Origin of the sequence: Streptomyces sp. SCL15-4 (assembly GCF_033366695.1) — a bacterium.
Classification (GTDB): Bacteria; Actinomycetota; Actinomycetes; order Streptomycetales; family Streptomycetaceae; genus Streptomyces.
In genome coordinates, this window is the sequence record NZ_JAOBTQ010000001.1 from 4,090,375 (window position 1) to 4,113,323 (window position 22,949).

Genomic DNA, 22,949 nt, shown 5'->3' on the forward strand with positions numbered 1-22,949 from the left:
GCGTCAGCCAGTCCTCGACACGGTCCATGCCGTAGAGCAGCAGTCCCGCGATCGGCAGCAGAAGGCAAGCGACGACGACCACGTCCGGACTCCCTCCGGCAGGCGGACAGTTGTGTCCGGGTGCCCAGCCGGCGGGCGGCTGCACACACGCGTCCGCCGCGCTACGCGACGCACGCGGCAAGCACGTCAGCGAGTATCGCCCGGGCCGGGGGCGTTGAAGGTGATCGCGGAGAAGTCACGGCCCTGGAGGACCGGGCCGTTCTGCGTCCCGCCGCTGATCGTGTTGCTCGTGTCCCCCTGGCCGGTGTCCAGCCGCTGCGCCTGCCGGTGCCATTGGGCCAGTTCGGCCAGGAACCAGGGCTCCTGCTGCGCGCGCCGCCCGAGGGCCTCGCTCAGCGCCCGCGCTCGTGCGGCGTCATGAGGAGCCTCGGACAGCGCGGCCAGCTCGATCTCGCCGGTGGCCTGAACGGGCGTTCCCGCGGCTTCCGCCGCCGGCCCTCTCCTCACCAGGCCGCTCAGCGCCGTCCACAGCTGCCGGCCCGCCTCGCCGGCCGCTCCGGTCGCCATCGTCATCAGGAGGCTCGCCGAGATCGAGTCCATGCCTGCACTCCCGCCGCTCGACGAAGCAGAACCGGTCGGAGCGCCATGGTGCCAGACCTCCGGCCCACCGGGGAGAGCGCGAACGGCCTCTCCCTGCATGGGGAGAGGCCGCTTCCGGGATGCGCCTGGGTCCGTTGTCCCGCACCGGGCCGCGGGACTACGGCCTGATAACGGAAATTGCGTCTGTCATATGCCAGTGCCTGACGAGTAGGCACCGTTCGCCATCACAAAATAAGCTATACAGGTTAGGGTGGTGATGACGAATATTGCTCTCACTCTGACGATGTACCTTTCACGTCGCAAAAAGGGCGAATCGAAGAAGGAACGCGGGCATGCGCGACTCGGCCATGAGGCCATGGGGTCGGTGCCATCGCTGAAACTATCGTAGCCGGTCACAGGACTGATCCCGCACGCCAACAGGGCCGAATGCAAAGGCGGTTCGCCAACGCTTTCCGCCCGCGGCGGTCGGCCCGCACCGCTTCGCGGCGACACATCTCAATGCCGAGTGCGGGCGCGACTCCTACTGCACAGGCTCATTCAGCGTTCCGCGCAACTCCGCCAAGGCGCGGGCGGCACGGGCCTCCTCGGCCGGGGCCCCGATGCGCCGGCTGACCGAGAGGCTCTCCTCCAAGTGCGTCACGGCCTGGTCCGTGCGTCCGGTGTCGCGCTCGGTCAGGGCCAGGTCGTAGAGGACGTCGGCCTCTTCACCTGCGGCGTGGATACGGCGGATCACCTCCAGGGCGGCGAGGTGCCGGGGCAGGGCCTGCTCGCCGCGGCCGGCCGCGCGGTGGGCCCGGCCGATCCCGTTCAGCGCGATGGCCTCGCCGCGCCGGTCGCCCACGGCTCGCAGCACCGGCAGGACCTGTCCGTACAGGACGAGGGCCTCCTCGGCTTTCCCGAGCGCGTCCAGCACGCTCGCCAAATTCATCTGAAGAGTGGCCCTGTCCCTTTTGTTTCCCATTCCCTCAGCCACGCCTATCGCCTCGCGATAGGCGCTTTCGGCCGCCCGCAGATCACCCATCCTCTGGCACAGTTGCGCAATGTTGTTCAGCGTGCTGTATCTGCCTCGCCCGTCCGCTATTTCCGTGAAACCGGCCAGCGCCGACGTGAAGCATTCCAATGCCTCACTGTTCTCGGCGAGGTGGAGATGGGTGATCCCGAGCAGGTTCCGGCTCCGCGCGATCTGCCGCTTGTTGTCCGTTCGCAGCAGGAAATTGAGAGACCTTTTCTGGAGTTCCTGGGCCTGGGCGTACTGGCCCGTCTGCCAGAGGGGGATCGACAGCTGGTGGACACATTCGCTCTGCAGCTCCCATTCCCCGAGGGAACGTGCGACGTCCAGCGCCTCACTCGCGGCCGAGATCGCCTCCGCGTACCGGGAACTGTGGGTGTGGACGGCGCCGAGGTCGAGCAGGGCGCGCGCCCTGGCAGCGCTGTCACCTGCGGCGTCCCAGTGGGCGACGGCTCGTCGCAGCAACGGCTCGGCCGTGACGGCGTGCCCCTCCATGTCCAGGAATCCGGCCAGCACATGGACGGAGAAAGCCAGTTGCCGTTCCGATCCGTGGTGTACAAGCCAGTCCAGTGTGTCCAACAGATTGGCGCCTTCGCTGATCAGCCATTGCTCGGCCGCCTGGGCGTCGGCGAGTTCGGGACATGACAGACCGGGGTCGGCCGCCTGGTGATCTATGCGCGAGCGAAAGGGATAGGCCAGCCGGTCCGCCCGGTCCGCGGTCCGAACGTAGTGCTCCACCAGGGCGCGTTCGGCCCGCCGGCAATCATCCTCGGACTCGGTGTCACCGGATTCGATCAACGATCGCGCGTAGTCGCGCAGGAGATCATGCATGGTGAACCGGTACGGAGACTTCTCGGAAACCAGGTGGTGGGCCAGGAGTTCCTCCAGCACGCGCCCGGCCACCGGGGCGGACAGGCCGGTGAGTGCCGCCACCGCGTGCGGGGTGAATTCCGTGCCGACATGCAGCCCGATGCGCCGGAAGACCAGTTGCTGCTCCGCGCTGAGCGCACGGTACGACAGCTCGAAGACATGGGTCATCGACCGTTCCCCGTCGCGCAGCTGGGTCAGATGCGCGCCGCCGGTGCGCAGCTGGCGCAGCAGGTCGGACGTGCCCCACGAGGGCCGGGCGAGCAGCCGACTCGCGACGATCTCGATGGCCAGGGGCAGGTGGCCGCACATCCGGACGATCTCGGCGATGTCCGTTTCGTCGGCACCGGACCGCACCCCCAGCCGCCGCGCGAAGAGCGCCATCGCGTCCGCGCGCGGCAGCACGTCGAGGGAGACCGGCCGCACTCCGGGAAGTCCGGGAAGCCGCGGCGGCGGCTGGTCACGATCACGGCCGTCGGCGAGGCGCCGGGCAGCAGCGGACGGACCTGCTCGGACCCGGCCGCGTCGTCCAGGATCACCAGCATGCGGCGGTCCCGGGTGGCCGTACGCCACAGCGCGGCCAGCGCGTCGGTGTCGTGGGACAGTTCCTTTGCTTCCATGCCGAGCAGCCGCAGCAGTTCGGTGAGGGCCCGGGCCGCGGTGGTGGCCGTCCGGCCGGGATGGCCCCCGCCCAGGTGCAGGAAGAGGCGCCCGTCGGGGAAGCGGTCCCGTAATCGGTGTGCCAGGTGGACGGCCAGCGCGGTCTTGCCGACGCCTCCCATCCCGTCGATCGCCTCCACCGTGACGACCACGGCCGAGCCGTCCTGGCCCTCGCAGAGCGCCGAGGTGAGCCGTCGCAGTTCGTCGCGCCGTCCGACCCACGGGACGTCCCGCGGGAGATTGTCCGGGACGCCGGGGGCCGGCCGGGCCGGCTTCTTCCCGCCGCCACCGGTGCTCCCGAGCAGGGCCGCGGCCGGCGTGCCGGCCAGGATGCCCTGGTGGACGCGGTGCAGGCCGCGGCCGGCGTCGAGGCCGATGTCGCGGACCACGCGCTGCCGCGTCCGCTGGAGCAGTCTGGTGGCCTCGGCCGTGCGGTTGCTCCCGTACAGCGCGACGGCCAGCCGCTCGGCCAGCGCCTCGTCCACGGGATGCTCCCGCGCCAGCGGCAGCAGGACGGGAACGGCGTCGGCGAACCTCCCCTGGCCCAGGAGGATCTCGGTGCGGGTCATCGCGGCCACGAGGCCGGTCTCACCGACGGCCGTCCGCAGGTGCTCCGCCCAGGAACCGGTGATCCCGGCCAGCGGTTCGCCGCGCCACAACCCGTCCGCCCGGTCCAGCAGACCGAGGACGGATTCCGGGTCGTCGCTGTCCTTGAGGGCGCGTGCCTGGTCGACGCAGTTCGTGTAACAGCGCAGGTCCACCCGGTCGGGATCGACGTGCAGCACGTAGGAGTTGGTGCGGCTGACGATCGCGGGCGCGTCGCTCCCGGCGAACCGCAGGCAGGCCCGGATCCGTGAGATGTGGGCGTGCAGCGCCTCCCTGGCCTTGCCGGGCGGATGGTCGTCCCAGATGCGGTGGATCAGCGTGTCCACGCTCACGGTGCGGCCCGCGTCCCAGGCGAGGGCGGCCAGGGTGAGCCTGGTCTTCGTCGATCCGAGATCACCACGCCGGCCGGCCGCTCGTACCTCGACCGCCCCTGAGAGCCGAATCTCGAACTCCACCAGCGTCCTCCGGCCGGTAGGGCCTCCTCCGAGTATTCGAGAGTGTCACGGTCCTGCTGCCAGGGGCCATAAGCGGACCTGGCCAGCTCAAAATTGACCGATAAATTATCTCTTTCGTTCCCACCCCTCCCAAAGCGGGGAGTGATTCCCGAGGAGGCGAAAGGAGTCACTCACGTGGGAGCTTCCCCTTCGGACACGCTCAAGGCGCTGCTGTCGGCCTTGGCCGCCTGCTCCGCCGACCCGGAGTCCCCCGCCTGGCGCGACCTGGCCCATGTCGTGGACACCGCGGCCCGCGCGGACGCGGCGGTGGCCCGGTTCCGGCCTCCGGGCAGCGCGGAACCACGGCTCGCGGAGCCGGCGGCCTGGCAGGAACTCGCACAGGAGCTGACCGCCGCGGCCCTGCGCGACGCGGTGACGCGGAGCGCGCTGACCGACTGGTTACGGCGTCACGGCCCGACTCCGCCACGGCCCGCGGCACCCGGTCCGGCACCGGGCACGACGGCCAACGTCATCGGCGGAAGCGCGGTCCTCCACGGCCCCAGTGTGCAGGCCCGTGACATCCACGGAGGACTCCACTTCCACCCGCCCGCCGAAACACCCCGCCCGCGTCCACCGGTGCCCCGCCAACTGCCGCCGGTGACGGCGCGGTTCATGGACCGGGAAGCGGATCGCAGAACCCTGGACGCGCTGCGCGCCGGCATCCCGCGCACGCGCCCCAGGTCGTGGTGTCAGCGGGCTCGCGGGGGTCGGGAAGACCACGTTCGCCTGCCACTGGCTGCACGAGCACGCCGACAGCTTCCCCGACGGCCAGTTGTACGCCGACCTGGCCGGAGGGTCCGCCGACGGGGAGAGCGGTCCGGCCTCTCCCGCCACGGTCCTGGAGGCCTTCCTGATCGCGCTCGGAGTGCCGTCGGTACCGGCCGGAACCGCGCAGCGGAGCGCACTGTGGCGGTCGATGACCTCGGGGCTGCGGTTGGCCGTACTGCTGGACAACGCCTTCACAGCCGCCCAGGTACGTCCGCTGCTTTCCGGTTCACCGACCGGTATCACCGTGGTGACCAGCAGGAACACCCTGACCGGGCTGCGCGTCGACGGAGCGTCCGTGCACCGGCTGGAGGGACTGCCGGCCGAGTCGGCCGTGGCGCTGCTGGCCGTCGGCGGCGGGGCGCGCGTGGCGCGGGAGCCGGCCGCCGCGCACGAAGTGGTCCGGCTGTGCGGCGGCCTGCCCCTGACCGTCGGCCTGGCGTCCGCGCAACTCGCCATCCGGCCGCACCATTCCGTGTCCGCCCTGGCCGACAGTCTGTCCCGGGGACAGGGGGTGGTCGAGCTGCTGCGGGTCGACGGGGAGGCCGTGATGCGTACCGCGCTGGACATGGCGTACGACGTGCTGCCGGAGGCGGGCGCCCGGCTCTACCGCCGGATGGGCCTGGTGCCCACGGACCGGCACGACCTCAGGATGCTGACCGCCATAGCCGTCGACGCCGAGCGGGCGCAGGACGCGGAGCACGTGACCGCCATCGCCGTCCACGCCCTCGTGGAGGCCAACCTGGTGGAGGAGACGGGCCCGGACACCTACCGTTTCCACGACCTCGTCCAACCCCACGCCCGGCGGCTGGGCGAGGAGAAGGAGGAGGCCGGCCGGCGCGCGTACGTACTGCGCCGGTTCGTCGACTGGTGCCTGTCCACCGCGGCGTCGGCGGAGGAGATCCTCACCCCGAGCCACCGTCTGCCGGGCCACGACCTCCCGGCCGGTTCCGTCGAGCCCACACCGCTCGGCGGCCCCGACGAGGCGCTCGCCTGGCTGGACACGCACCGCAACGGGCTGCTGGGTGCCGTCCGGCACTGCGCGCGGCCGGCTGGCACACCCGCTGCTGGAGACTGACGGATCTCATGTGGCCCCTCTTCGTCCGGCTCCGCCCCTCACAGATGTGGACGGAGGCGCATCACCTCGGCCTCGAAGCGGCGCGCCGGAGCGGTTCGCGGCCCGGTGAGGGCCGCATGCTCACCTCCGGTGCGATCGGTCTGCGCAACGCCGGGCGGTACGCGGAGGCGGCCGACTGGTACCGGCAGGCACTGGAGATGGCCACGGCGGACGGCGATGCCCGGCAACGGGCACAGGCCGTGAGCGGCCTCGGCCACATCAGTCTGCTGACCGACAGGCTCGACGAGGCACGCGGCCACTTCGAGGAGGCGCTCCGGCTGCGGGAGTCGGTCGGCTACCGGCGCGGAGCGGCCTCACCCGGCGGCGCCTCGGCGAGACCGCGCTGGCCGCCGGCGACCTGGCCACGGCCGCCGCGCAGTTGCGGCGCGCGGAGGCGGAGCTGGACGCACTCGGGGAGACCTACGAAGCGACCCGCGTCCTGGCTCTCCTCGGCCACGTCCTGGTCCGTGCCGGTGACCTCGAAGGAGGCACCCGGCGGTTACGGGAGGCGCTGCCCCGCTTCCGCGCGGGCAGCGCCCGGTCGGAGCACTGGGAGGCACGCTGCCTGGAATGGCTGGGCCTGGCCGCCGAGTCACGGGGCGAGGCGGAGGACGCGGCCGGCCATTACGCGGCTGCCCGGGATCTCTTCCGGCGGCTGAGCCCCGAGGACGCCGACCGCCTGGACAGCCGGCTGCGGCAGCCGTGATGCCGCCGCAGCCGGCTGGTCCGGCCGTCCCTGGATCAGCCGTGACACGCCGGCACGACAGCGCACAGCGCGCCCGGCGATCCTCCGGCCGCCACCCAGGCGTGCACCACCGAGGCGACCGCCTGCGGCGGGACGGGTGCCCGGGGTCCGCCCCGTTCCAGCCAGGCACACCAGACGTCACCCGGCGCCCGCCGCACACCGACGGCACATCCCGCGCCGAAGCCGGGCACCGCGGCGGCGAGACATCCCGGATGTTCCACGAGCAGGTCCCGCACCCGCCGCCGCGCCTCCGAAGCCGCCGCCGGCACCCGGCTGACCAGGACGTCGGCATGCTCCCGGAGAACCGCCGGCCCGTCCGCGTCGGCCCACAGATGCGTGTCGCACGGGAGCCGGCCGGGCGGGTGCGGACACGGGGAGGGGGCCTGGTACGGACGGCCCTGTGCCGTGACCGGCAGCGCGTCGGAGCGGACGAGGGCCGGACCGCGCGCCGCGTGCGTGCGCCAGAGGACGCGGACCGGCGGCCCCGGAAGCCGGCACTTCGGGACAGGACGCCGGTGTGCGACGGGCAAAAGCACACGGTCGCCCACGCGGCGTCCGGCTCCGCTCCCCGCGCCGGTGCGGAGCAGCGAGGCGACGCGCTCGTCCGGAGCATCGGTGACCGATGGATCACTGGACCGCCCCCCAGCCCGCGGAGACCTCCCACTGCCGCAGCGAAGGAGGCGGCGGAGGCGGAGAGACGAGCGGCGCGAGGGCCGGTTCGCCGAGGCCGAGCAGGCGGTAGACGACGGACCGCATCCGCTGGTGGAACTCGCCCGGTGCCGAGGACAGCGCGGCGGTCACCTCGTCGTACTGTCCCCGGCGGCGCGACCGTGCCGCGTAGTCCAGCTGTCCGGCCAGCGGATATCCCGGCGCGATCACGGGCGCGACCGCGGACAGCAGCGCTGTCGGCGAGTAGTCCGACACCTCCCGTCGCGGGCCGGGCGTGAGCAGCAGCGTCGCTTCCGTGAGCGCGCCGTACACGGTCAGCGATCCGTGATCGCCGATGATCCAGTCGGCCGCGATCAGCGGTGCCTGCCAGTCGGCCTCCGGGGGCACGAGCGCCAGTCCCCGATCGCGGCAGCCGGCCAGCCAGCCGCGCACCTGCCGGGTTCCGTGGCCCGCGAACACGTTGGGATGGACCAGCATCGCGATGCGGTGGCCGTCGCCGGACAGCTGGCCGAGCAGTTGCGGCAGCAAGGCGTCGAGCCGCCCGAACGTCGAGGTCGGCCCCCAGGTGGAGGTGACGACCACCAGGCGCTCTCCGCTCCCGATCCCCAACGCGCGGCGGTACTCCGCGCGCCGTGGCAGGCCCGCCGTGATCCGGTCGACGCACGGATCGCCGACCACATGGGCCGCCGGGAGCGCCTCCGGGCACCACCGCGCCAGTTCCGCCAGGTCGCGTTCATGGGCGTAGGCGATCGCCGCCGGGACCAGACGGCCCTCGTGCAGCAGGTGCCGGCGGCTCAGCATCCCCGGCGGACGCCGCTCGCCCGGTGCGAGCGAGCCGATGTCGGTGAGCGGTTTGATGTGCCCGGCCCCGTGCGAGACGCGTACGACCGGAGCCCGCAGTTCGTGCACGCCGCGGGAGCCCGCGGCCAACGCGAGGTCGAAATCGGTCCGTAGGGCCTCCTCCCAGGGCACCGTGACGATGCCCAGTTCCTGCAAATACTGCGTGACCCCGCTGCCGAAGGCGTGCGGGGCGGCGGTGAAGACCAGCTGGATGCGCAGGTCGGACTCCAGCAGACCGAAGACTTCCTGCAGGCGTTGGGCGAACGTCACGGTGTGGACGACCACCAATACCCTTTTGCAGTCTCGTACGGTCAGCCAGTGTCCCTGCTCGATCAGTGCCGGTTTCGTGGTGCTGACGGACATGCGATCCCCCATCGCTCGTCGCCGCGTTCGGCGGTCGACAGGGGACTTCCCGGCGGGAACGGCACTTTCCTTGCAGGCTCCTTGCAGCTCCCTTGCCGGGGCGGCCGCCGTGGACGGCGGCCGGTGTCCGCTCAGCTGCGGGCGAAGAACTCCACCTCCGCCAGGGCCAGGTGGTGGCCCCGGTCCAGGCCGGCCGGGGAGTTCAGGGAAGGCGGATCGTGGTGACGTCGCTGAAGGCGGTGGGGATCGTCTGCGGGCCCGGTTTGTCGCTGAGGACGAGCTGCTTGTGGTGCCGCTCACCGTCCCGCGTCGTCACCTCCAGGTCCATCCGCAGCGCGCGGCCCTGGTCGGCGTAGGCCTCCGGCGACTTGGACGCGCCGTTCGTGATGATCATGTCCACCAGCCGGAACGGCTCCTGGAACGTGTACGTCACCGACGCGCCGGCCGCCGGCGCGCCCCAGTAGTGGTTGCTCACCCCGTCCGTGGTGTTCTTCGCCGGGTGCCCGGGTACCTCCGCGCTCGCCCTGATGCTCACCGGCGTCACGGGCTTGGTCTTGCTCAGCTTGTCCCGGGTGTCCTCGAACAGGGCACGTCCGGCCGGCAGCAGGAACAGGCCGGCCGCGCACAGCGCCACCAGCACCGCCAGGATCACCAGGAACCGCACGCCCCGGCCCGAACTCGCCCGCACCCGGCGGCGCAGCGGCCACACGGTCCGCCACCACGGCAGCGGGGCCGGCTTCGCCTCCGGCTTCAGCGGGGCCGCGCAGCGCCGGCAGAAACGGCGGCCCGGCGGGTTGGGCGTGCCGCAGGCCGGGCAGGGCGTCCCCGCCACCTCGTCCGGCGCCTCCACGGGCCGTACGACCGGACGACGCGGGGCCACCGGCTTGCCCGGGCGTACGGGGAGCACGGCATCCGGCTCCGGCGCCGGTGCCGGTGTGCCGGGGGCGGACGGAGAGCGGGGGCCCGGGGTGTCCCGGGGCGCCGGGACGCGGGGGGCGGCGGGGGGCTGCGGCGCCGCCGGGGGCGGGGCCGCGCCGGGGGTGCGGCGGGCGCGGGCGCCGGACGGCTCGCGGTCGGGCGGGGTTCGGCGGGCGTCGGCGCGGGCGGGTCGGCGGGCGCCGGACGGGGCGCGGTTGTGCGGGGTTCGGCGGGCGCGGGCGGGTCGGCGGGCGCGGGCGCCGGACGCGGCGCGGGCGCCGGGCCTTCGGCGGGCGCGGACGCCGAAGCGGACGTGGGCTTGGGGGGCTCGGGGGCGGCCTCGTCCCGGGGGGTGTTCGCCGGGTCCGGCCGGGTGGGAGCGGAGGGCTCGTCCGCGGGGCGGCGGGTCTCGGCCGGCCCCGGTTCCTCCTCCCTCGTCTCGCCGCGGGTCCGGGACGTCAGGCGGAAGCGCAGGGACGAGACGCGGGGCGGCGGTGCGGTCCGCGTCGGCTCGTCCGCCGGCGCGGGGTCCGGTGCGGGGGCGGGGGCGGGGTCCGGTGCGGGCGGGGGCTCGGCGGCCGGGCCGGGGTCCGCGGGAGCGGGCCGCGAGGGCCCGCTCGTCGCCGATCCCGTGTCCGACCAGCCCAGGTACGTGCCGCAGTTGCCGCAGAAGTCGTCCGTGGGGCCGTTCGACGCCCCGCACGAGGGACACGCGCGCATGGCGTCACCTCCCTTCGTCGGTGGGCGGGCCGGGCAGGATCTCCACCCGGCAGACGGTGTGCACCGGGCACATGACCCGGACGATCTCGCGGACCCTGTCCGGATCCACCGGCGGCCGGACCGACGCGTCGTCGCCGGCCTCGTACGGGTGCGCCGCCGTCCGCCGCTCCCCGTTCGGACCCGTCCTCCGGTCGCCTGTCGTCGCGTCCGCCGGCCACACCCGTACCAGCGGACCCTCGGCAGACGGCGCGGGCAGGTCCGCGCCCGGGGTCGCCGACCAGGTCGCCGCGCCGGCCCCGGTGACCTCCGCGTCGACGCCCAGGGCCAGGCGCAGCGCCTCGGTCAGCCCCCTGGCCGTGCCGCGCCGGCGGTGGAGTTCCACGGCACGGGTGACGGCCTCGCGGCGCCGGTCCTCGGGCCACTCCGGGTCGTCGGTGGCGCCCACCCAGGAGGCCAGCCAGGTGAGGAAGTCGGCGGGGGCCAGCCGGGGATCGAGGTAGGCGGGAAGGGTGTCGAGGGTCAGGAAGACCGGGGCGAGGACGGTGTCCAGGCCGGCGGTGAAGCGCTGGGCGAAGTCGTCGTCGGCGTACAAAGCCGGCAGCTGTTCGCCGATCGGGTGGCGGCTCGGCAGGCCGGGGACGGCGGCGCGGCTCATCGCCGTCCCTCCGGGTCCACGGCCGTGACGACCACCTGGTGCTGGTAGGAGAAGACCAGCGCGCCCCGGTCCACGTCGATGCGGTCCGTCGGGGCGCCGCGCCGGCCGGTGATCGGGTCGGCGGGGAAGAGGCGGATCTCCTCCACCAGCGCGTTGCCGGTGGCGCGTTGCAGCACGCCGAACAGCTCGCCGTACTGCACGGGCCGGCCGAACGGCCAGCCGGTACCGTCGACGCCGCCGTGCAGCGGGTTGAGGTGCCGGTACAGCGCGGCGAGCGCCGCGTCGCGCACCCGGTCGGTGTCGCCCGGCGCCGCGGCGAGCCGGGCCACCACGGTGACGCCCTGGTAGACCGGCGGCTCCACCACCAGCCGGGTGCCGATCAGGCGCCGCTCGTCGAGGGACTCGGTGATCGCCCGGAGCACCTGGTCGGAGGGGATCAGCTGCTCGAAGCGGAGCCGGTCGTCGCCCTCGTCGGCCACCGCGTCCGGCACCACCAGGACCCGGACCGCGCCCGCGTCCTCGGCGGCGGGCAGACAGCGCACCCGGCGCACCGAGGGCGCGGCCTGGCGGCTGATGATCTCGTAGTCCTCGGCGGTCACCGCGCGCTCCTGCATGCGCAGCGCCTGCGGCGCGCGCAGCTTGGCGTTCTCGACGGTCTCCCCGGCGACACCGCCGCGCGCCGCCTCCCGGTTGACGACCCGGGCGACGTACGGCACGGAGCTGCGCAGCACGGAGATCGCGCCGCGCGCGACGTTGCCGGCCGGGCCGCCGCCGGTGCGGTAGCGGGCCACCCGGATCTGGGCGCCCTTGGGCGGTACGGCGCCGCACTGCCGCAGCGTGCCGTCCGGTTCGCGCAGCGCCGGCGGGAAGGCGAACTCGCCGGTCGTGGCGTCGACCGTGACGTGCCGGTCGGCGGGCCCGGAGCGGCCGAAGTGCTCGACCAGGTCCCAACGCTGCCAGCCCTCGGCCGTGGACACCTCCACCACCGGGGGCTCGCGGTCCAGGAGGACCGGCGGGCGGCCGAGCCGGAACGTCTGCCCGGGCACCCCCTCCGAGGTGCCGAGCGGTACGTCGGTGACGGTCTCGGCGTGCTCCACGGCCATCGTGCCGCCCACGGTGAACACCGCCGCCTCGCGCACGGTCGGGGACTCCGAGTAGAACGGCTGGCCCGGCTCGGGCTCGGTGACCCGGCAGCGCAGCCAGCCGGCCCGGGTGCCGCCGATCACCGACGCGGTGTGCCCGGCCGGGACGTACACGGTGACCTCGCCGGGCCGGTTCAGCCCGCCGGTGGTGTCCGTGCAGGTCTCGCACACCCGCCAGCCGCCGCCGTCCCACGCCTCCCACACCAGCGGCGGCTGGCGCGGGTCGACGCCGACGCCCTCCACCCGGCTGTCCAGGCGTATGGCGACGATGCACCGCGGCACCGCCGTCGGCAGGCCGAACAGCAGCGCGTCGCCGGGCTCGGGCGCGGCCTGGAAGCAGGGGATGTCCCGGCCCTCGGAGAGCGTCCCGGTCCGGTCGGTCTGCTCGCCGGTGCGGTGCGCGGTCACCAGCCGCGTCAGCTCGCTCGGCAGGATGTCCAGGTGGTCGGTGGTGGTGAACACCACGGCCTCGTCGTTCTCGCCGCGCGCGCTGGTCACCTCCGTGCCCGCGGGCAGCGCGACCGTGTCCGGCTGCGGCGCCGACAGCCAGAAGTCGACGTCGGCGACGGCGGCGGCCGGCGGGAACAGGCGGATGCCGAGCAGGTCGAGGAAGGCGGTGTAGTTCTTGTCAGGGACCCGGTTCAGCCGGTACAGCAGCTGGTCCACGAGGTAGGCGAACGTCTCGATCAGGGTCACGCCCGGGTCGGAGACGTTGTGGTCGGTCCACTCCGGGGCGCGCTGCTGCACGTAGCGCTTCGCCTCGTCGACGAGTTGCTGGAAGCGCCGGTCGTCCAGGTTCGGGGAGGGCAGTGCCATCAGTTTCCGCTCCCGTCCTCGGCCCCCTCCTCGGAGGGGATCGTGTAGAAGGGGAAGACCAGGTTGCGCCGGTCGTTGGTGGAGCGCACGGTGTAGTGCACGTCGATGTAGAGCGTGCCGTCCTCGACGGCGTCGAAGGCGACCACCACGTCCTCCACCGCGATGCGCGGCTCCCACCGCTCCAGCGCCTCGCGCACCTGCTGCGCGATGCGTCCGGCGGTGGCGCCGTCGCCGGGCGCGAAGACGTAGTCGTGGATGCCGCAGCCGAACTCGGGGCGCATGGGGCGCTCGCCGGGCGCGGTGCCGAGCACCAGGCGGATCGCCTCCTCGATCTCCCGCTCCCGTTCGACCAGGGCGATGCCGCCGGTCGGCCCGACCCGCAGCGGGAACGCCCAGCCGCGGCCGATGAACCGCTCGCTCATCACAGGCCCCCGATCAGGACGTTGGGGGCGCCGGTCACGACCATGGCGCCGCAGGCGATCTTGTCGCGCGCCCGCGCGGCCGGCAGCCCGCCGATGAGGACGGTGGCCGCGAGCGGGTTGGGCAGGATCACGTTGGCCGGGCCCATGAGCGCGTGCGGCGGCATCGGGCAGGTGTGCAGGCTGCCGACGACGGCGGCGGGCCGGCCGCCGATCAGCACACGGGCCACGGCCGCGGCGGCGCCGGGCGGCGGGGTGGCGATCACCCCGCCGTGACTGGTGGGGTCACCGGTACGGGCTGCGGCCGGCATGTGTCGCTCCTAGGGAACTCGGGGAACTGGTGGTGGTCTCGGGTCAGTTGATGCGGATGAGCTTGGCCTTCAGGACGCCGAGCAGGCCGCCGTCCACGGTGACGTCCGAGCTGCCGGTGACGCTCACCGACCGGCCGCCGACCTTCACCCCGACCCGTCCCTGGATGTCGACGTTGCGGCCCGACACGCTCACGTCGCCGCGACCCGCGTCCAGGGTGATGCCCTTGCGGTCGAGCACGACGGAGGTGAGGGGTTGCCGGCTCTTCCCGGCGTACACCGTCAGCTCGATCCGGTCCCGCCGGTCGTCCAGGAACACTTCCAGGCGTTCGTCGGCGGTCCGCAGCCGCACCCCGGAGGGGCCCGGGGCCCGGGCGTCCAGCAGCTCCACCCGGTGCCCGGAGCGGGAGACGACGGAGCGGCGGTTGACCTTCCCGGTGGTGCCGTCGATCAGCGGCACGTCGTGCGCGGAGGGCTTGTCGACGCCGTTGTACAGGCCGCCGATGACGTACGGGCTGTCCAGCAGGCCCTGTTCGAAGCCGACCAGGACCTCGTCGTTGACCTCGGGGCTCACCACGCCTCCGCCGCCCTTGCCGCCCCACTGCACGGTGCGCACCCAGTCGGTGGTGTACGTGTCGTCCAGCCAGGGGAACCGCAGCTTCACCGCGCCGCTCTCGGCGCCGCCCGGCTCCCGTACGTCCGTGACCACGCCGATCGCCAGCCCCGGCATGCGCGGACCGCGGCTCGGCGCGTTGGCGCCGGTCACCAGGCCGGTCAGGGAGCGGTCCGGGCTGGCGCTCACCCACACCGTGGTCCGGTACCCGCCGTGCGGCTCCAGGACGTGCTGCACGGCCGTCGCCGTGTACTTGCCGGAGAACGCCGGGCCGACGTTGCCGAGCGCCACCGGCTTGCCCGCCCGCAGCCGCGGGTTGCCCTCGGCGACCGCCTCCAGCTCGCCGAAGCCGGCGCTCACGTCCGCGGCCACGGCGCCGGCGACCGCGGTCGTCTCGGCCTGGGTGCGGTACGGGGTGTCGGTGACGGTCAGCTTCGACGACGTGCCGAACCGGGCGGCGAACGCCGGGCTCAGCCCCGGCACCACCGTGTCGCTCTCCACCGACGGCTGCCGGGCCACCAGCGGGCGCTTGGTGGTGACGTCCCAGCCGCGCACCTCCACCTGCGACGCGCCGTCCGCCGCGGACAGCGAGGCGCGCAGCGCCAGCAGGTTCCGCCCGTACTCCAGCACCATCGGGTTCCGGGTGGCCGGGGTCGACGGCGCGGGCGCCCCGGATGCCTTCTCCGGCTTGGTGAACTGAAGCAGCCCTTGGTCGTCGACGCGGACCTGCGCGCCGCTCTCCGCCGCCAGGTACTGCAAGAAGTCCCAGTCGGACACGTTCGCCTGCGACAGCTGCTGGTACGTGACCGGCGCCGCCTCCACCTTCCCGCAGGCCAGCCCGGCGCCGGCGGCCACCTTGCGGACGATCGCCGCCGCCGTCATGTTCCGGTACGCCACCACCTTCCGGCCGCGCTGGAGGCGGTGCGCCTTGGAGTAGGCGCGCACCACGGTGAACGAGCCCGTACGGTCCCGGTCCACCTCCAGGGCGGTGACCTCGCCGTTGAACAGCCGCTCGCGGGCCTGCCCGTTCACCGTCACCACCGACACCCTGAGCGGGGTGCCGATGGTGATGCCGGCCGCCCGCAGGAACTCGTGGTCGGGGTCGCGGAAGGTGAGCTGTGCCGCGTCGGGCAGGCCCACGTTCTCGTCCACCACGCAGCTGACCAGCTGGGCGGCCCAGACCAGCGGCAGCTCGCCGGGCGTCTCGATGACGGGGTCCGCCGCGAAGGACCGGCCGCCCCGCGCCTCCGGTGTGGTCACCGCTCCTCCTCGCCGCCGGCGTCCCGCAGCCCCGGCACCACCAGTTCGGTGCCGGGCACGAGCGCCATCGGGTCGTCGATTCCGTTCGCCTCCGCGATGACCCGCCAGGCCGTCGCGTCGCCGTACTCCCGCCAGGCCAGCATCGCCAGGCTGTCGCCCGCCACCACGGTGTGCGTGCTGCGGGCGGTGCGCGCGCCGGACGTCGGGTTCTGGCCCGCCGGGTCGACGCTCGCCTCCTCGATGGACAGCGCGCAGGTGGCCCTGAGCGGCCTGCCGTCCACGTCGAAGAGCGTGTACGACACCGAGAGGCTGGAGAGCACCCCGTCGAACGAGGTGGTCCGCGCGGTGCCCCACTCGAACCGCACCCAGGGACTCGCCGGCTTCTTCCGGCCCAGGCTGGCCGGGGTCGGCACGCAGCCCTTCATCAGCTTCTCCACCGCCTGCTCCACGGAGTTGTCGTGGGTGGCGGTGGCGTCCAGGAAGACCTCCAGGCTCAGCTCGCGCGGGCCGCTGCCGACGAACTCGGGCAGCGCCGACTGCCCCGCCATCCGGGACGGGGTGCGCCGCCACTCGGTGGTCTTGCGCAGCTCCAGGGTGGAGGGGTTGAACTGGAGGTCGAGCCGCGCGATCGTGCCGCCGGGCTTGGCCCCGACCGACGCGGGCGGCTCCATGAGGGTCAGCTGGGCCCTGGCCCGGCTGGAACGGAACGCTGGTGACATGCCGGGTCTTCCTTTCTTACGGGCGCGGGCGGGTACGGCTCAGGAGGCGGGCGGACGGGTCAGGACGGGCGCAGGCCCTCGTGGGCGATCTCCAGGGTCTCCACGGCCGCCTCGGAGCTGCTCGGGTCGAACGACGGCCCCTGCCAGCGCACCGGGACGATCCCGAACACCTGCCAGCTGATGATCGGGGTCCGGTCCGGCCTCAGCGCCACGATCTCGCCGTCCTTGGGCTCCACCCGCTTCAGCGTCTCGTCCAGCCAGCGGCCGATCTTCGCCGTGTCGGCGGTGACCGGCCGGGTCAGCGTGATGTTGGACCAGGTGACGCGGCCGGGCAGCTGCCAGGTGAAGCCGTTGTTGCCGCCCTCGGCGTAGCTCTCGATCTCCACCTCGGCGCCCATACCCGAGCAGGTGTGGAAGGCGCCCAGGTCGTTGCCTCCGATCGCGAGCCGGAAGAACACGCTCGTCGCGAAGATGCTGTCCGTCATTGGTCCGTCATCCGTTCCGTGGCCTCATGCCTCATCCGTGGCGTGGCGTCGTTCATGGTCGCCTCATCGGTTCCGTGGTCTCAGCGGCGTCCGTCGTGCGGACGGCCCGTGCGGTCCCGGCCGCGCCGCAGTTCGGCGCGCAGCAGCCGGGCCACCGGGTCGAGCAGGCGGCGCGCCAGGTCGTCCAGGTCGAGACCGGGGTCGGGCGGGGCCTCGGAGGACCGGCGGTCCGCGTCCTTGCCGGAGGCGGACGACGTACGGGACGACGAGCCGGACGACGTACGTGACGACGTACCGGAGGACGTACCGGACGGCGTACCGGACACGGTGGCCGACCGGTGGCGGCCGCGTTTCGTTGCGGCCGGGTCCGCGGCCTCGCCGGCGCGCTGCACCACGGGCGCCGCGCCTCCGCCGGCCCCGGTCCGCGCGGGGTTCTTCCACCGGACCACGGGCACGGGAGCCGCCGGGGCCGGTGCCGGTGTGCCCGCCGGGCGGTCCGCGAGCGGCGGCGCCTGCGGGGCGGTCACCGGGAGGGACCGCGCGGGAGCGGAGGCGGCGGGTGCGGGCGACTGCGCGCGGGGCGGGGCGGGACGGACGACGGGGACGCGCTGGACCGCGGGCGCGGACTGGTGACCGGTCCGCACGGCGGCGGGAGGGTCGTACGCCCGCCGGGCCGGGGGCGCGGTGAACCGGGTGCGCGGAGGCCGGGGCCGGTGCGGCCGGGGCCTGCGGGCCGGGGTGGGCGAGCGCGGCCCGCTGGACCGGCGGCGCGGCGGGGGCGGACCCGGGCCGGGCGGGGGCGGCCGGGCCGTTGGTGTGCGCGGGGGCCGGGGTGCCGGGCCAGCGGGCGGGCACCACGGGACGTCCGGCGGGACGGGGGGCGGCGGGCGCCGCCGCTCCTGCCGGGGGCCGGGTGTTCAGGGTGAGCGGGCGCGCGGCGAGCAGGGAGAGGGTGGGGGGCGCCGCCGGGGCGGAGCGGGCCACGGTGAGCGGGGGCTGCCCGGCCGGTCCGGGACGCCGTGCGCCCGGGGTGCCGGACGAGCCGTCGGCCACGGCCCGGGCGACGACGACCGGTGTCCCGGCGGTGCCCGGCCGGGCGCCCGGGCGTCGCGGGTCTCCCGCGCGGCCCGCGGCCGGTGCCGGGGACCCGCTCACGGCGGCGGCCGGGCCCGGGGAGTCGGTGGTGGTCCGGGGCGCCGTCACCAGCGGCGTGGCGGGACCGTTCCCGGAGTGCGGCGGAGTCTCGCCGGGCCTCGGGGTGCTCCCGTCGGCGGAATCGGCCGCCAGGCCGCGCTGTACGGCACCCCTCCCCAACAGCGGCGCGTCCGCACCGCTGCCGGAACGCGCCGGACGACCCGACTCCGAGGCGCCCGTGTCCGCCGCCGCACTCCTGCCGGAACGCGACGGACCGCCGGACTCCGGCGTGCCCGGGTCCGCCACCGCACTGCGCTGCACGGCCGGCTTCCCCAGCAGCGGCGCGTCCGCACCACTGCCGGAACGCGCCGGACGACCCGACTCCGGCGTGCCCGGGTCCGCCACCGCACTGCGCTGCACGGCCGGCTTCTCCACCAGCGGCGCCTCCAGACCACTGCCGGAGTGCGACGGACGACCCGACTCCGGCGTGCCCGGGTCCGCCACCGCACTGCGCTGCACGGCCGGCTTGCCCAACAGCGGCACGTCCGCACCACTGCCGGAACGCGACGAACGACCCGACTCCCGGCGTGCCCGTATCCGCCGCCGCACTGCGCCGCACGGCCGGCTTCTCCACCAGCGGCGCCTCCAGACCACTGCCGGAGTGCGACGAACGGCCCGACTCCGGGGCGCTCGTGCCCTCCGGGTCCGCCGCCGCACCGCGCTGCACGACGTCCTTGCCGAGCAGCGGCGCGTCCGAGCCGGTGCCGGGCCGCGACGGTGCGGCGGCCTCGGCGGGGCCGCGGTCGGCGGACTCCGCCGCCGGGCGGCGCTGTACGGCGCCGGGGCCCGGCAGCGGTGTGCCCGTGCCGTTGCCTCCGGTCGCGCGGGGCGTCGCCCCGGTGGGCGTACGTCCCTGGTCCGGCGTGGTTCGGAGCCTCGCTCCGGTCGTATTCCGGCACGCCGGCCGCCGGGTCCGGAAGCGCCCGGGACGGCGGCGCTCGGCGGCAGTTCGGGCAGCGGCGCGCCCAGGCCGCCGCGTGCGCGAGCCCCGCCGCGGGCCGGGGGCCGGTTCGGGGCGCCGGGGCCGTCCGGGGTGCGCTGGACCGGTCCCCTCGTCCCGCCGTCGTACGCACCCGAGGTGCCGGACGCGCCGTCGGTCTGGCGCTGGACGACGGGCAGCGCCGGTCCGGACGCGGCGCGCTGGACCGGGTTGCCGTCCGTCAGCGGGCGTGCCGTGGGCGGGAGTTCCGTGAGCGGCGCGCCGAGAGGCGCACGAGTCGCCGTACCCGGCGCGGGGTCGGCCGGGCGCGCTTGCGCACCGGTCCGGGAGGCCGTGCCGACGGAGGTCTCGGGGTCCTTGGCGGCAGGACGAACGGGGGTCCCGGGCGCGGCGCGGTCCGGGGCCGGGGCCGTGGGCCGCAGCGCGGGAACGCGGCGCGCGGGGCCGGACGGGCGGCGGGCCACGGTCAGGGAGGGGCCGGCCGGGCGGGCCCGGACGACCGGACGGGGCGCGTCGGCCCCGGCGGTACGGGACGCCTGCGGCCGGCCGTCGCCCGCTCGGCCGGACCGCGCCTCGCCGGTGACCGCACCCGGGACCGGCGTCACCCGCCGTACCAGCGGGATCTCCGGCGCGGCGGGCCTGCGGCCGGGGCCGGCCGGGGTCACCACCGGACCGGTACCGGGCTCGGCCGAACGCTGGACGGCGGGAGCCGAGGAGGACGGCACGGCGGGTGGTTCCGTGGACACGAGGGCACGGCTCGGCGAGCCGCCGCCCGGACGCCCCTCTCCCGTACTCCGGCCACGGGAAGCCCGGGAAGGCCGTACGGCCGCGGAAGCCGGGCCGGACGAGGCGGAACCGTCCGGCGCACCGTCCGCCGGTTCCTGGTCGCCTTCCCGTCGCAGCGCCCGCAGCAGCAGCGGGCCTCCTTCGGTGCGGTCGGACCGAGGGGCGGCCGGGCGGTGGGTGACGCCGTGGACCAGGCCCGTGGGGGCCGTGGGCAGCAGGGCGTGGGCGAGGCCGGAGTCGAACGACGGGTTCTGCCAGGCGGCGAGGCCGGACCGGAAGGCCAGGCCGTCGCTGACGGCGAGCGGCGCGCGGGACACGGTCGGCTCCGGCGGCGCGGTACGGCGCCAGCCGCCGTCCCAGTCGGCGGGCACGGCGGCGGCCGGAGCGTCCGGCGCGGCGGAAACCGGGGCACCGGACACGGCGGCGGCCGGGGCGCCGTCGTGTTCACCGCGCCGCGGGCCCTCCGTTCCGGCGGACCGGCGGCGCAGCCTGTCCCGCCATGCCATGTGCTAACCGCCTTCGTTCACGCGGGTGTTGATACGGGCGATCTCGGCCACCCACTGCCGTCGTTCGTCATGGGTCAGGTCGAGGATCTCCTCGCGCGCCCAGTGGAAGTGATAGGCGATGTACGCGATCTCCTCCCGGAGCCGGGGAAGGGCGTACGTCACGATTCCCCCAGGCGCCCACCCGAGAGGTCGACCTCGAAGCCGCCCTCGCAGTGCGGGCAGGTCACCGCCGCCCGGGTGTGGCCCTCGCTGTTGACGCGGCGGTAGAAGTCCTGGAGGAAGGCGACGTCGGTGGCGTACATCCGCTCCACGATCCCGGCGTGCACGTCGGTGATGGAGCCGATCCGGGTGATCACCTGGCTCAGCAGCACCACGCTCAGGTACGCCGGGTTCTCCTTGACCCGCAGGTCGATCTGCGGCCGCAGTTCGTCCCGGGCCGTGGCCAGGCGCATCGCGCCCTCGCGGTGCACCGTGCCCGCCTCGTCGACGTAGCCGCGCGGCAGCACGAACTCGAACTCGGTGCGCAGCCCGTGCTGCTCCTGACGGGGCGGCGGCGGGGGGGCCGGGGCGGCGGCGGGGGGTGCCGCCGCCTGCTCGGTCGCCGGGGCGGGCGCCGTCGCCTGGAGGATCTCCTCCAGGTTGCCCGCCGTCACGGTACGGCGCCTCATTCGACGATGATCTCCTCGAACACGATGGTGACGGACTCGGTGGCCGCGGCCGAATCGCCCGCCTTCAGCGACGGGCCCTCCCACTTGGAGGCCCAGCCCTGCATCAGCTGGATGCGGCGGACCGTGTTGCCCTCGGTGTCCTTGATCTCGATCGTGAGGTTCTGCCGGGCGGCGTTGACGGCGCCGTTGTTCAGCGTCTCCTTGATCCAGTTGGTGAACTCGCTGCTCTGGTCGAGTCCCCGGGTGATCGTGATCTCACCCGCCTGCCGGCCGCCGGGCTGCTTGCGGATGATCTGCTTGCCCTCCGCGGTGACCTGCTTGACCTCGACGACGTCCTCCTCGACGGTCAGGCCGCTGATCTCCTGGATGGACTCGACCAGGTAGCCGCCGAGCTGCACGCCGAAGACGTGGGTGGAAAGAGCATCGCCCGTTGCCATGACTGTCTGTCACCTTCCGTTGCCGACCCGCGGGTCGTTGTTCTGGCTCGATCTCACTCGTCGATGAGGCTGGTGCTGTCGGAGAACTGGGCCAGCCGGAACACCACGAACTCCGCGGGCTTGACCGGCGAGACGCCGATCTCGCAGACGACCCGGCCCTGGTCGATGGACTCCTGCGGGTTGTTGTCGCGGTCGCACTTGACGTAGAACGCCTCTTCGGCGGTGCGGCCGAACAGCGCGCCCCGGCGCCACTCCTCGGTGAGGAAGGCGGTGACGTTGCGCCGGATGCTCGACCAGAGCCGGTCGTCGTTCGGCTCGAAGACGACCCACTGGGTGCCCAGGAGGATCGACTCCTCCAGGTAGTTGAACAGCCGGCGCACGTTCAGGTAGCGCCAGGCCGGGTCGGAGGAGAGGGTGCGCGCACCCCACACCCGGATGCCCCGGCCGGGGAAGGCGCGTACGCAGTTGACGCCGATCGGGTTGAGCAGGTCCTGCTCGCCCTTGCTGAGCCGCAGCTCCAGGTCGACCGCGCCGCGGATCACCTCGTTGGCGGGCGCCTTGTGCACGCCGCGCTCGTGGTCGCTGCGCGCCCACACGCCGGCGATGTGCCCGCTCGGCGGGACGGCGGTGTTGCGTCCGGCGGCCGGGTCGAAGACGCGCACCCACGGGTAGTAGAGGGTGGCGTACCGGGAGTCGTAGCCCGCCTCGTCGTTGCGCCAGGTGCGCACCTGCTGGGCGTTGAGCCCGGGCGGGGTGTCCAGCACCGCGACCCGGTCGCCCATCTGCTCGCAGTGCGAGATCACGGCGAGCTGGACGGTGCGCACGCCCTCGGCGTCGATGTCGCCGCGCTGGTAGGCGCTCATCAGGTCCGGCACCGCGACCATGGTGATCTCGTCGATGGTCTCCAGGCCGCCGAACCCGGTGCGGGCCGCGGCGTCGCCGACGTACTCCGACGGGTCGAGCCGGGCCACCGCGCCGGAGGCGGACGGGGCGGGAGCGGCGGCCGGGGCCTCGGCGAGCGGCACGGTCTGGTTGGCGGGCCGGGTCTGGGCGGCGCCCTGCTGCTCGGTGACCTCGATCAGCCGGGAGCCGCGGGCCTGGGTGACCAGGTATCCCTTGACGTTCTTCCGGGTGGAGGCCTCGTACGTCTCCGCCACCTGGTCGCCCTGGCGGACCAGCACCTTGAAGCGGTCCTCCGGCGGGTTCTCTCCGTCGGCGTCGGCGATCTCCACCGACACACCGGAGGCGCCCGGCCGGGCCGCGACCAGGAAGCCGCCCAGCTCGACGGGCTGGGCCGCCCGGTTCTCGCGCCGGCCGCCGGTGCCGGCCGCCGGTGCGGAGGCGTCCTCGGCGGAGCCGCCGACGCGCACCACGTACGCGGCGCCGCCGCCGTTGGCGAAGTAGCCGTAGACCGAGTGCGGCAGGTAGGCGCCCTCGGTGAAGCCGCCGAACAGCTGGGTGTACTGGTCCCAGCTGGTGACCAGCGTCGGAGTGTGGAACGGGCCGGTCTCGGCGAACCCGACGAACGCGGCGACGGCGGTGCCGACCCCTTCGATCGGTCGGGCACCGGACTGCACCTCCTCCACGTACACGCCCGGGGTGAGGTACGTCGGCATGCTCGCTCCTTC

19 protein-coding genes and 1 pseudogene are annotated in these 22,949 nt (G+C 74.4%); 3 read left to right on the forward strand and 17 right to left on the reverse strand.

The features are described from left to right. Nucleotides 1-186: 186 nt before the first annotated feature. The 3 genes from SCK26_RS17880 to SCK26_RS17890 all read right to left on the reverse strand — a co-directional run bounded on the left by SCK26_RS17880 (nt 187) and on the right by SCK26_RS17890 (nt 4,197). Nucleotides 187-600: a hypothetical protein gene (locus SCK26_RS17880; protein ID WP_318202299.1), complete on the reverse strand. Its 414-nt coding sequence runs from the start codon at nt 598-600 to the stop codon at nt 187-189. Nucleotides 601-1,120: 520 nt separating this feature from the next. Next, nucleotides 1,121-2,788, reverse strand: a complete 1,668-nt coding sequence (locus SCK26_RS17885; protein WP_318206037.1) for a tetratricopeptide repeat protein — start codon at nt 2,786-2,788, stop codon at nt 1,121-1,123. Continuing rightward, nucleotides 2,674-4,197 carry a BTAD domain-containing putative transcriptional regulator gene (locus SCK26_RS17890; protein ID WP_318202300.1) on the reverse strand — a complete coding sequence of 508 codons (1,524 nt, stop codon included), beginning with the start codon at nt 4,195-4,197 and terminating at the stop codon, nt 2,674-2,676. Before SCK26_RS17890 ends, SCK26_RS17885 begins: the two co-directional genes overlap by 115 nt. An 811-nt stretch (nt 4,198-5,008) precedes the next feature. On the opposite strand from SCK26_RS17890, the gene SCK26_RS17895 reads away from it, so the two are divergent. The 3 genes and pseudogenes from SCK26_RS17895 (at nt 5,009) to SCK26_RS17905 (ending at nt 6,824) form a co-directional block, all read left to right on the forward strand. After that, entirely contained in the window at nt 5,009-6,079 is a 1,071-nt protein-coding gene (locus SCK26_RS17895) for a hypothetical protein (RefSeq protein ID WP_318202301.1), read from the forward strand. A gap of 197 nt (nt 6,080-6,276) precedes the next feature. Further along, a pseudogene (locus SCK26_RS17900) lies at nt 6,277-6,348 on the forward strand (hypothetical protein); the annotation flags it as partial. Between the two features lie 149 nt (nt 6,349-6,497). After that, complete coding sequence (locus SCK26_RS17905; RefSeq protein WP_318206188.1) at nt 6,498-6,824, forward strand: hypothetical protein; 327 nt, start codon at nt 6,498-6,500, stop codon at nt 6,822-6,824. Between the two features lie 666 nt (nt 6,825-7,490). Here SCK26_RS17905 and SCK26_RS17910 read toward each other — a convergent pair. From SCK26_RS17910 to SCK26_RS17975, 14 genes are all read right to left on the reverse strand, one after another. Next, on the reverse strand, nt 7,491-8,735 hold the full coding sequence (locus SCK26_RS17910; RefSeq protein WP_318202302.1) for a hypothetical protein: 1,245 nt from the start codon (nt 8,733-8,735) through the stop codon (nt 7,491-7,493). Between the two features lie 202 nt (nt 8,736-8,937). Beyond that, the gene (locus SCK26_RS17915) at nt 8,938-9,642 is read right to left on the reverse strand and encodes a zinc ribbon domain-containing protein (RefSeq protein WP_318202303.1); all 705 of its coding nucleotides are present in this window, start codon (nt 9,640-9,642) and stop codon (nt 8,938-8,940) included. A 735-nt stretch (nt 9,643-10,377) separates the two neighbouring features. Then, entirely contained in the window at nt 10,378-11,028 is a 651-nt protein-coding gene (locus tag SCK26_RS17920) for a phage tail protein (RefSeq protein ID WP_318202304.1), read from the reverse strand. Next, a complete protein-coding gene (locus tag SCK26_RS17925; RefSeq protein ID WP_318202305.1) occupies nt 11,025-12,986 on the reverse strand; it encodes a putative baseplate assembly protein in 1,962 nt (653 codons plus the stop codon). The genes SCK26_RS17920 and SCK26_RS17925 overlap by 4 nt, the downstream gene beginning before the upstream one ends. Then, complete coding sequence (locus SCK26_RS17930; RefSeq protein ID WP_318202306.1) at nt 12,986-13,408, reverse strand: GPW/gp25 family protein; 423 nt, start codon at nt 13,406-13,408, stop codon at nt 12,986-12,988. The genes SCK26_RS17925 and SCK26_RS17930 overlap by 1 nt, the downstream gene beginning before the upstream one ends. After that, nucleotides 13,408-13,716 carry a PAAR domain-containing protein gene (locus SCK26_RS17935; RefSeq protein WP_318202307.1) on the reverse strand — a complete coding sequence of 103 codons (309 nt, stop codon included), beginning with the start codon at nt 13,714-13,716 and terminating at the stop codon, nt 13,408-13,410. Before SCK26_RS17935 ends, SCK26_RS17930 begins: the two co-directional genes overlap by 1 nt. Before the next feature lie 43 nt (nt 13,717-13,759). Next, the gene (locus tag SCK26_RS17940) at nt 13,760-15,586 is read right to left on the reverse strand and encodes a VgrG-related protein (protein ID WP_318202308.1); all 1,827 of its coding nucleotides are present in this window, start codon (nt 15,584-15,586) and stop codon (nt 13,760-13,762) included. Beyond that, complete coding sequence (locus tag SCK26_RS17945) at nt 15,583-16,305, reverse strand: LysM peptidoglycan-binding domain-containing protein (RefSeq protein WP_318202309.1); 723 nt, start codon at nt 16,303-16,305, stop codon at nt 15,583-15,585. Before SCK26_RS17945 ends, SCK26_RS17940 begins: the two co-directional genes overlap by 4 nt. A gap of 59 nt (nt 16,306-16,364) precedes the next feature. Further along, the gene (locus SCK26_RS17950) at nt 16,365-16,790 is read right to left on the reverse strand and encodes a phage tail protein (protein ID WP_318202310.1); all 426 of its coding nucleotides are present in this window, start codon (nt 16,788-16,790) and stop codon (nt 16,365-16,367) included. An 80-nt stretch (nt 16,791-16,870) separates the two neighbouring features. Next, a complete protein-coding gene (locus SCK26_RS17955) occupies nt 16,871-17,434 on the reverse strand; it encodes a hypothetical protein (protein ID WP_318202311.1) in 564 nt (187 codons plus the stop codon). Nucleotides 17,435-20,219: 2,785 nt separating this feature from the next. Continuing rightward, nucleotides 20,220-20,378 (reverse strand): DUF6760 family protein, encoded by a 159-nt coding sequence (locus SCK26_RS17960; protein ID WP_318202312.1) that lies wholly within the window; start codon nt 20,376-20,378, stop codon nt 20,220-20,222. Beyond that, entirely contained in the window at nt 20,375-20,884 is a 510-nt protein-coding gene (locus tag SCK26_RS17965; protein ID WP_318202313.1) for a hypothetical protein, read from the reverse strand. Before SCK26_RS17965 ends, SCK26_RS17960 begins: the two co-directional genes overlap by 4 nt. Continuing rightward, nucleotides 20,881-21,321 (reverse strand): phage tail protein, encoded by a 441-nt coding sequence (locus SCK26_RS17970; RefSeq protein WP_318202314.1) that lies wholly within the window; start codon nt 21,319-21,321, stop codon nt 20,881-20,883. The genes SCK26_RS17965 and SCK26_RS17970 overlap by 4 nt, the downstream gene beginning before the upstream one ends. Nucleotides 21,322-21,374: 53 nt before the next feature. Further along, nucleotides 21,375-22,937: a phage tail sheath family protein gene (locus SCK26_RS17975; RefSeq protein WP_318202315.1), complete on the reverse strand. Its 1,563-nt coding sequence runs from the start codon at nt 22,935-22,937 to the stop codon at nt 21,375-21,377. Between the last annotated feature and the right edge of the window lie 12 nt (nt 22,938-22,949).

What these genes read in the sequence shown, in the direction of transcription:
- SCK26_RS17880 (WP_318202299.1), bottom strand. Translation starts at nt 600, where the DNA reads ATGGACTCGATCTCGGCGAGCCTCCTGATGACGATGGCGACCGGAGCG.
- SCK26_RS17885 (WP_318206037.1), bottom strand. Translation starts at nt 2,788, where the DNA reads ATGTGCGGCCACCTGCCCCTGGCCATCGAGATCGTCGCGAGTCGGCTG.
- SCK26_RS17910 (WP_318202302.1), bottom strand. Translation starts at nt 8,735, where the DNA reads ATGTCCGTCAGCACCACGAAACCGGCACTGATCGAGCAGGGACACTGG.
- SCK26_RS17920 (WP_318202304.1), bottom strand. Translation starts at nt 11,028, where the DNA reads ATGAGCCGCGCCGCCGTCCCCGGCCTGCCGAGCCGCCACCCGATCGGC.
- SCK26_RS17925 (WP_318202305.1), bottom strand. Translation starts at nt 12,986, where the DNA reads ATGGCACTGCCCTCCCCGAACCTGGACGACCGGCGCTTCCAGCAACTC.
- SCK26_RS17930 (WP_318202306.1), bottom strand. Translation starts at nt 13,408, where the DNA reads ATGAGCGAGCGGTTCATCGGCCGCGGCTGGGCGTTCCCGCTGCGGGTC.
- SCK26_RS17935 (WP_318202307.1), bottom strand. Translation starts at nt 13,716, where the DNA reads ATGCCGGCCGCAGCCCGTACCGGTGACCCCACCAGTCACGGCGGGGTG.
- SCK26_RS17945 (WP_318202309.1), bottom strand. Translation starts at nt 16,305, where the DNA reads ATGTCACCAGCGTTCCGTTCCAGCCGGGCCAGGGCCCAGCTGACCCTC.
- SCK26_RS17950 (WP_318202310.1), bottom strand. Translation starts at nt 16,790, where the DNA reads ATGACGGACAGCATCTTCGCGACGAGCGTGTTCTTCCGGCTCGCGATC.
- SCK26_RS17965 (WP_318202313.1), bottom strand. Translation starts at nt 20,884, where the DNA reads ATGAGGCGCCGTACCGTGACGGCGGGCAACCTGGAGGAGATCCTCCAG.
- SCK26_RS17970 (WP_318202314.1), bottom strand. Translation starts at nt 21,321, where the DNA reads ATGGCAACGGGCGATGCTCTTTCCACCCACGTCTTCGGCGTGCAGCTC.
- SCK26_RS17975 (WP_318202315.1), bottom strand. Translation starts at nt 22,937, where the DNA reads ATGCCGACGTACCTCACCCCGGGCGTGTACGTGGAGGAGGTGCAGTCC.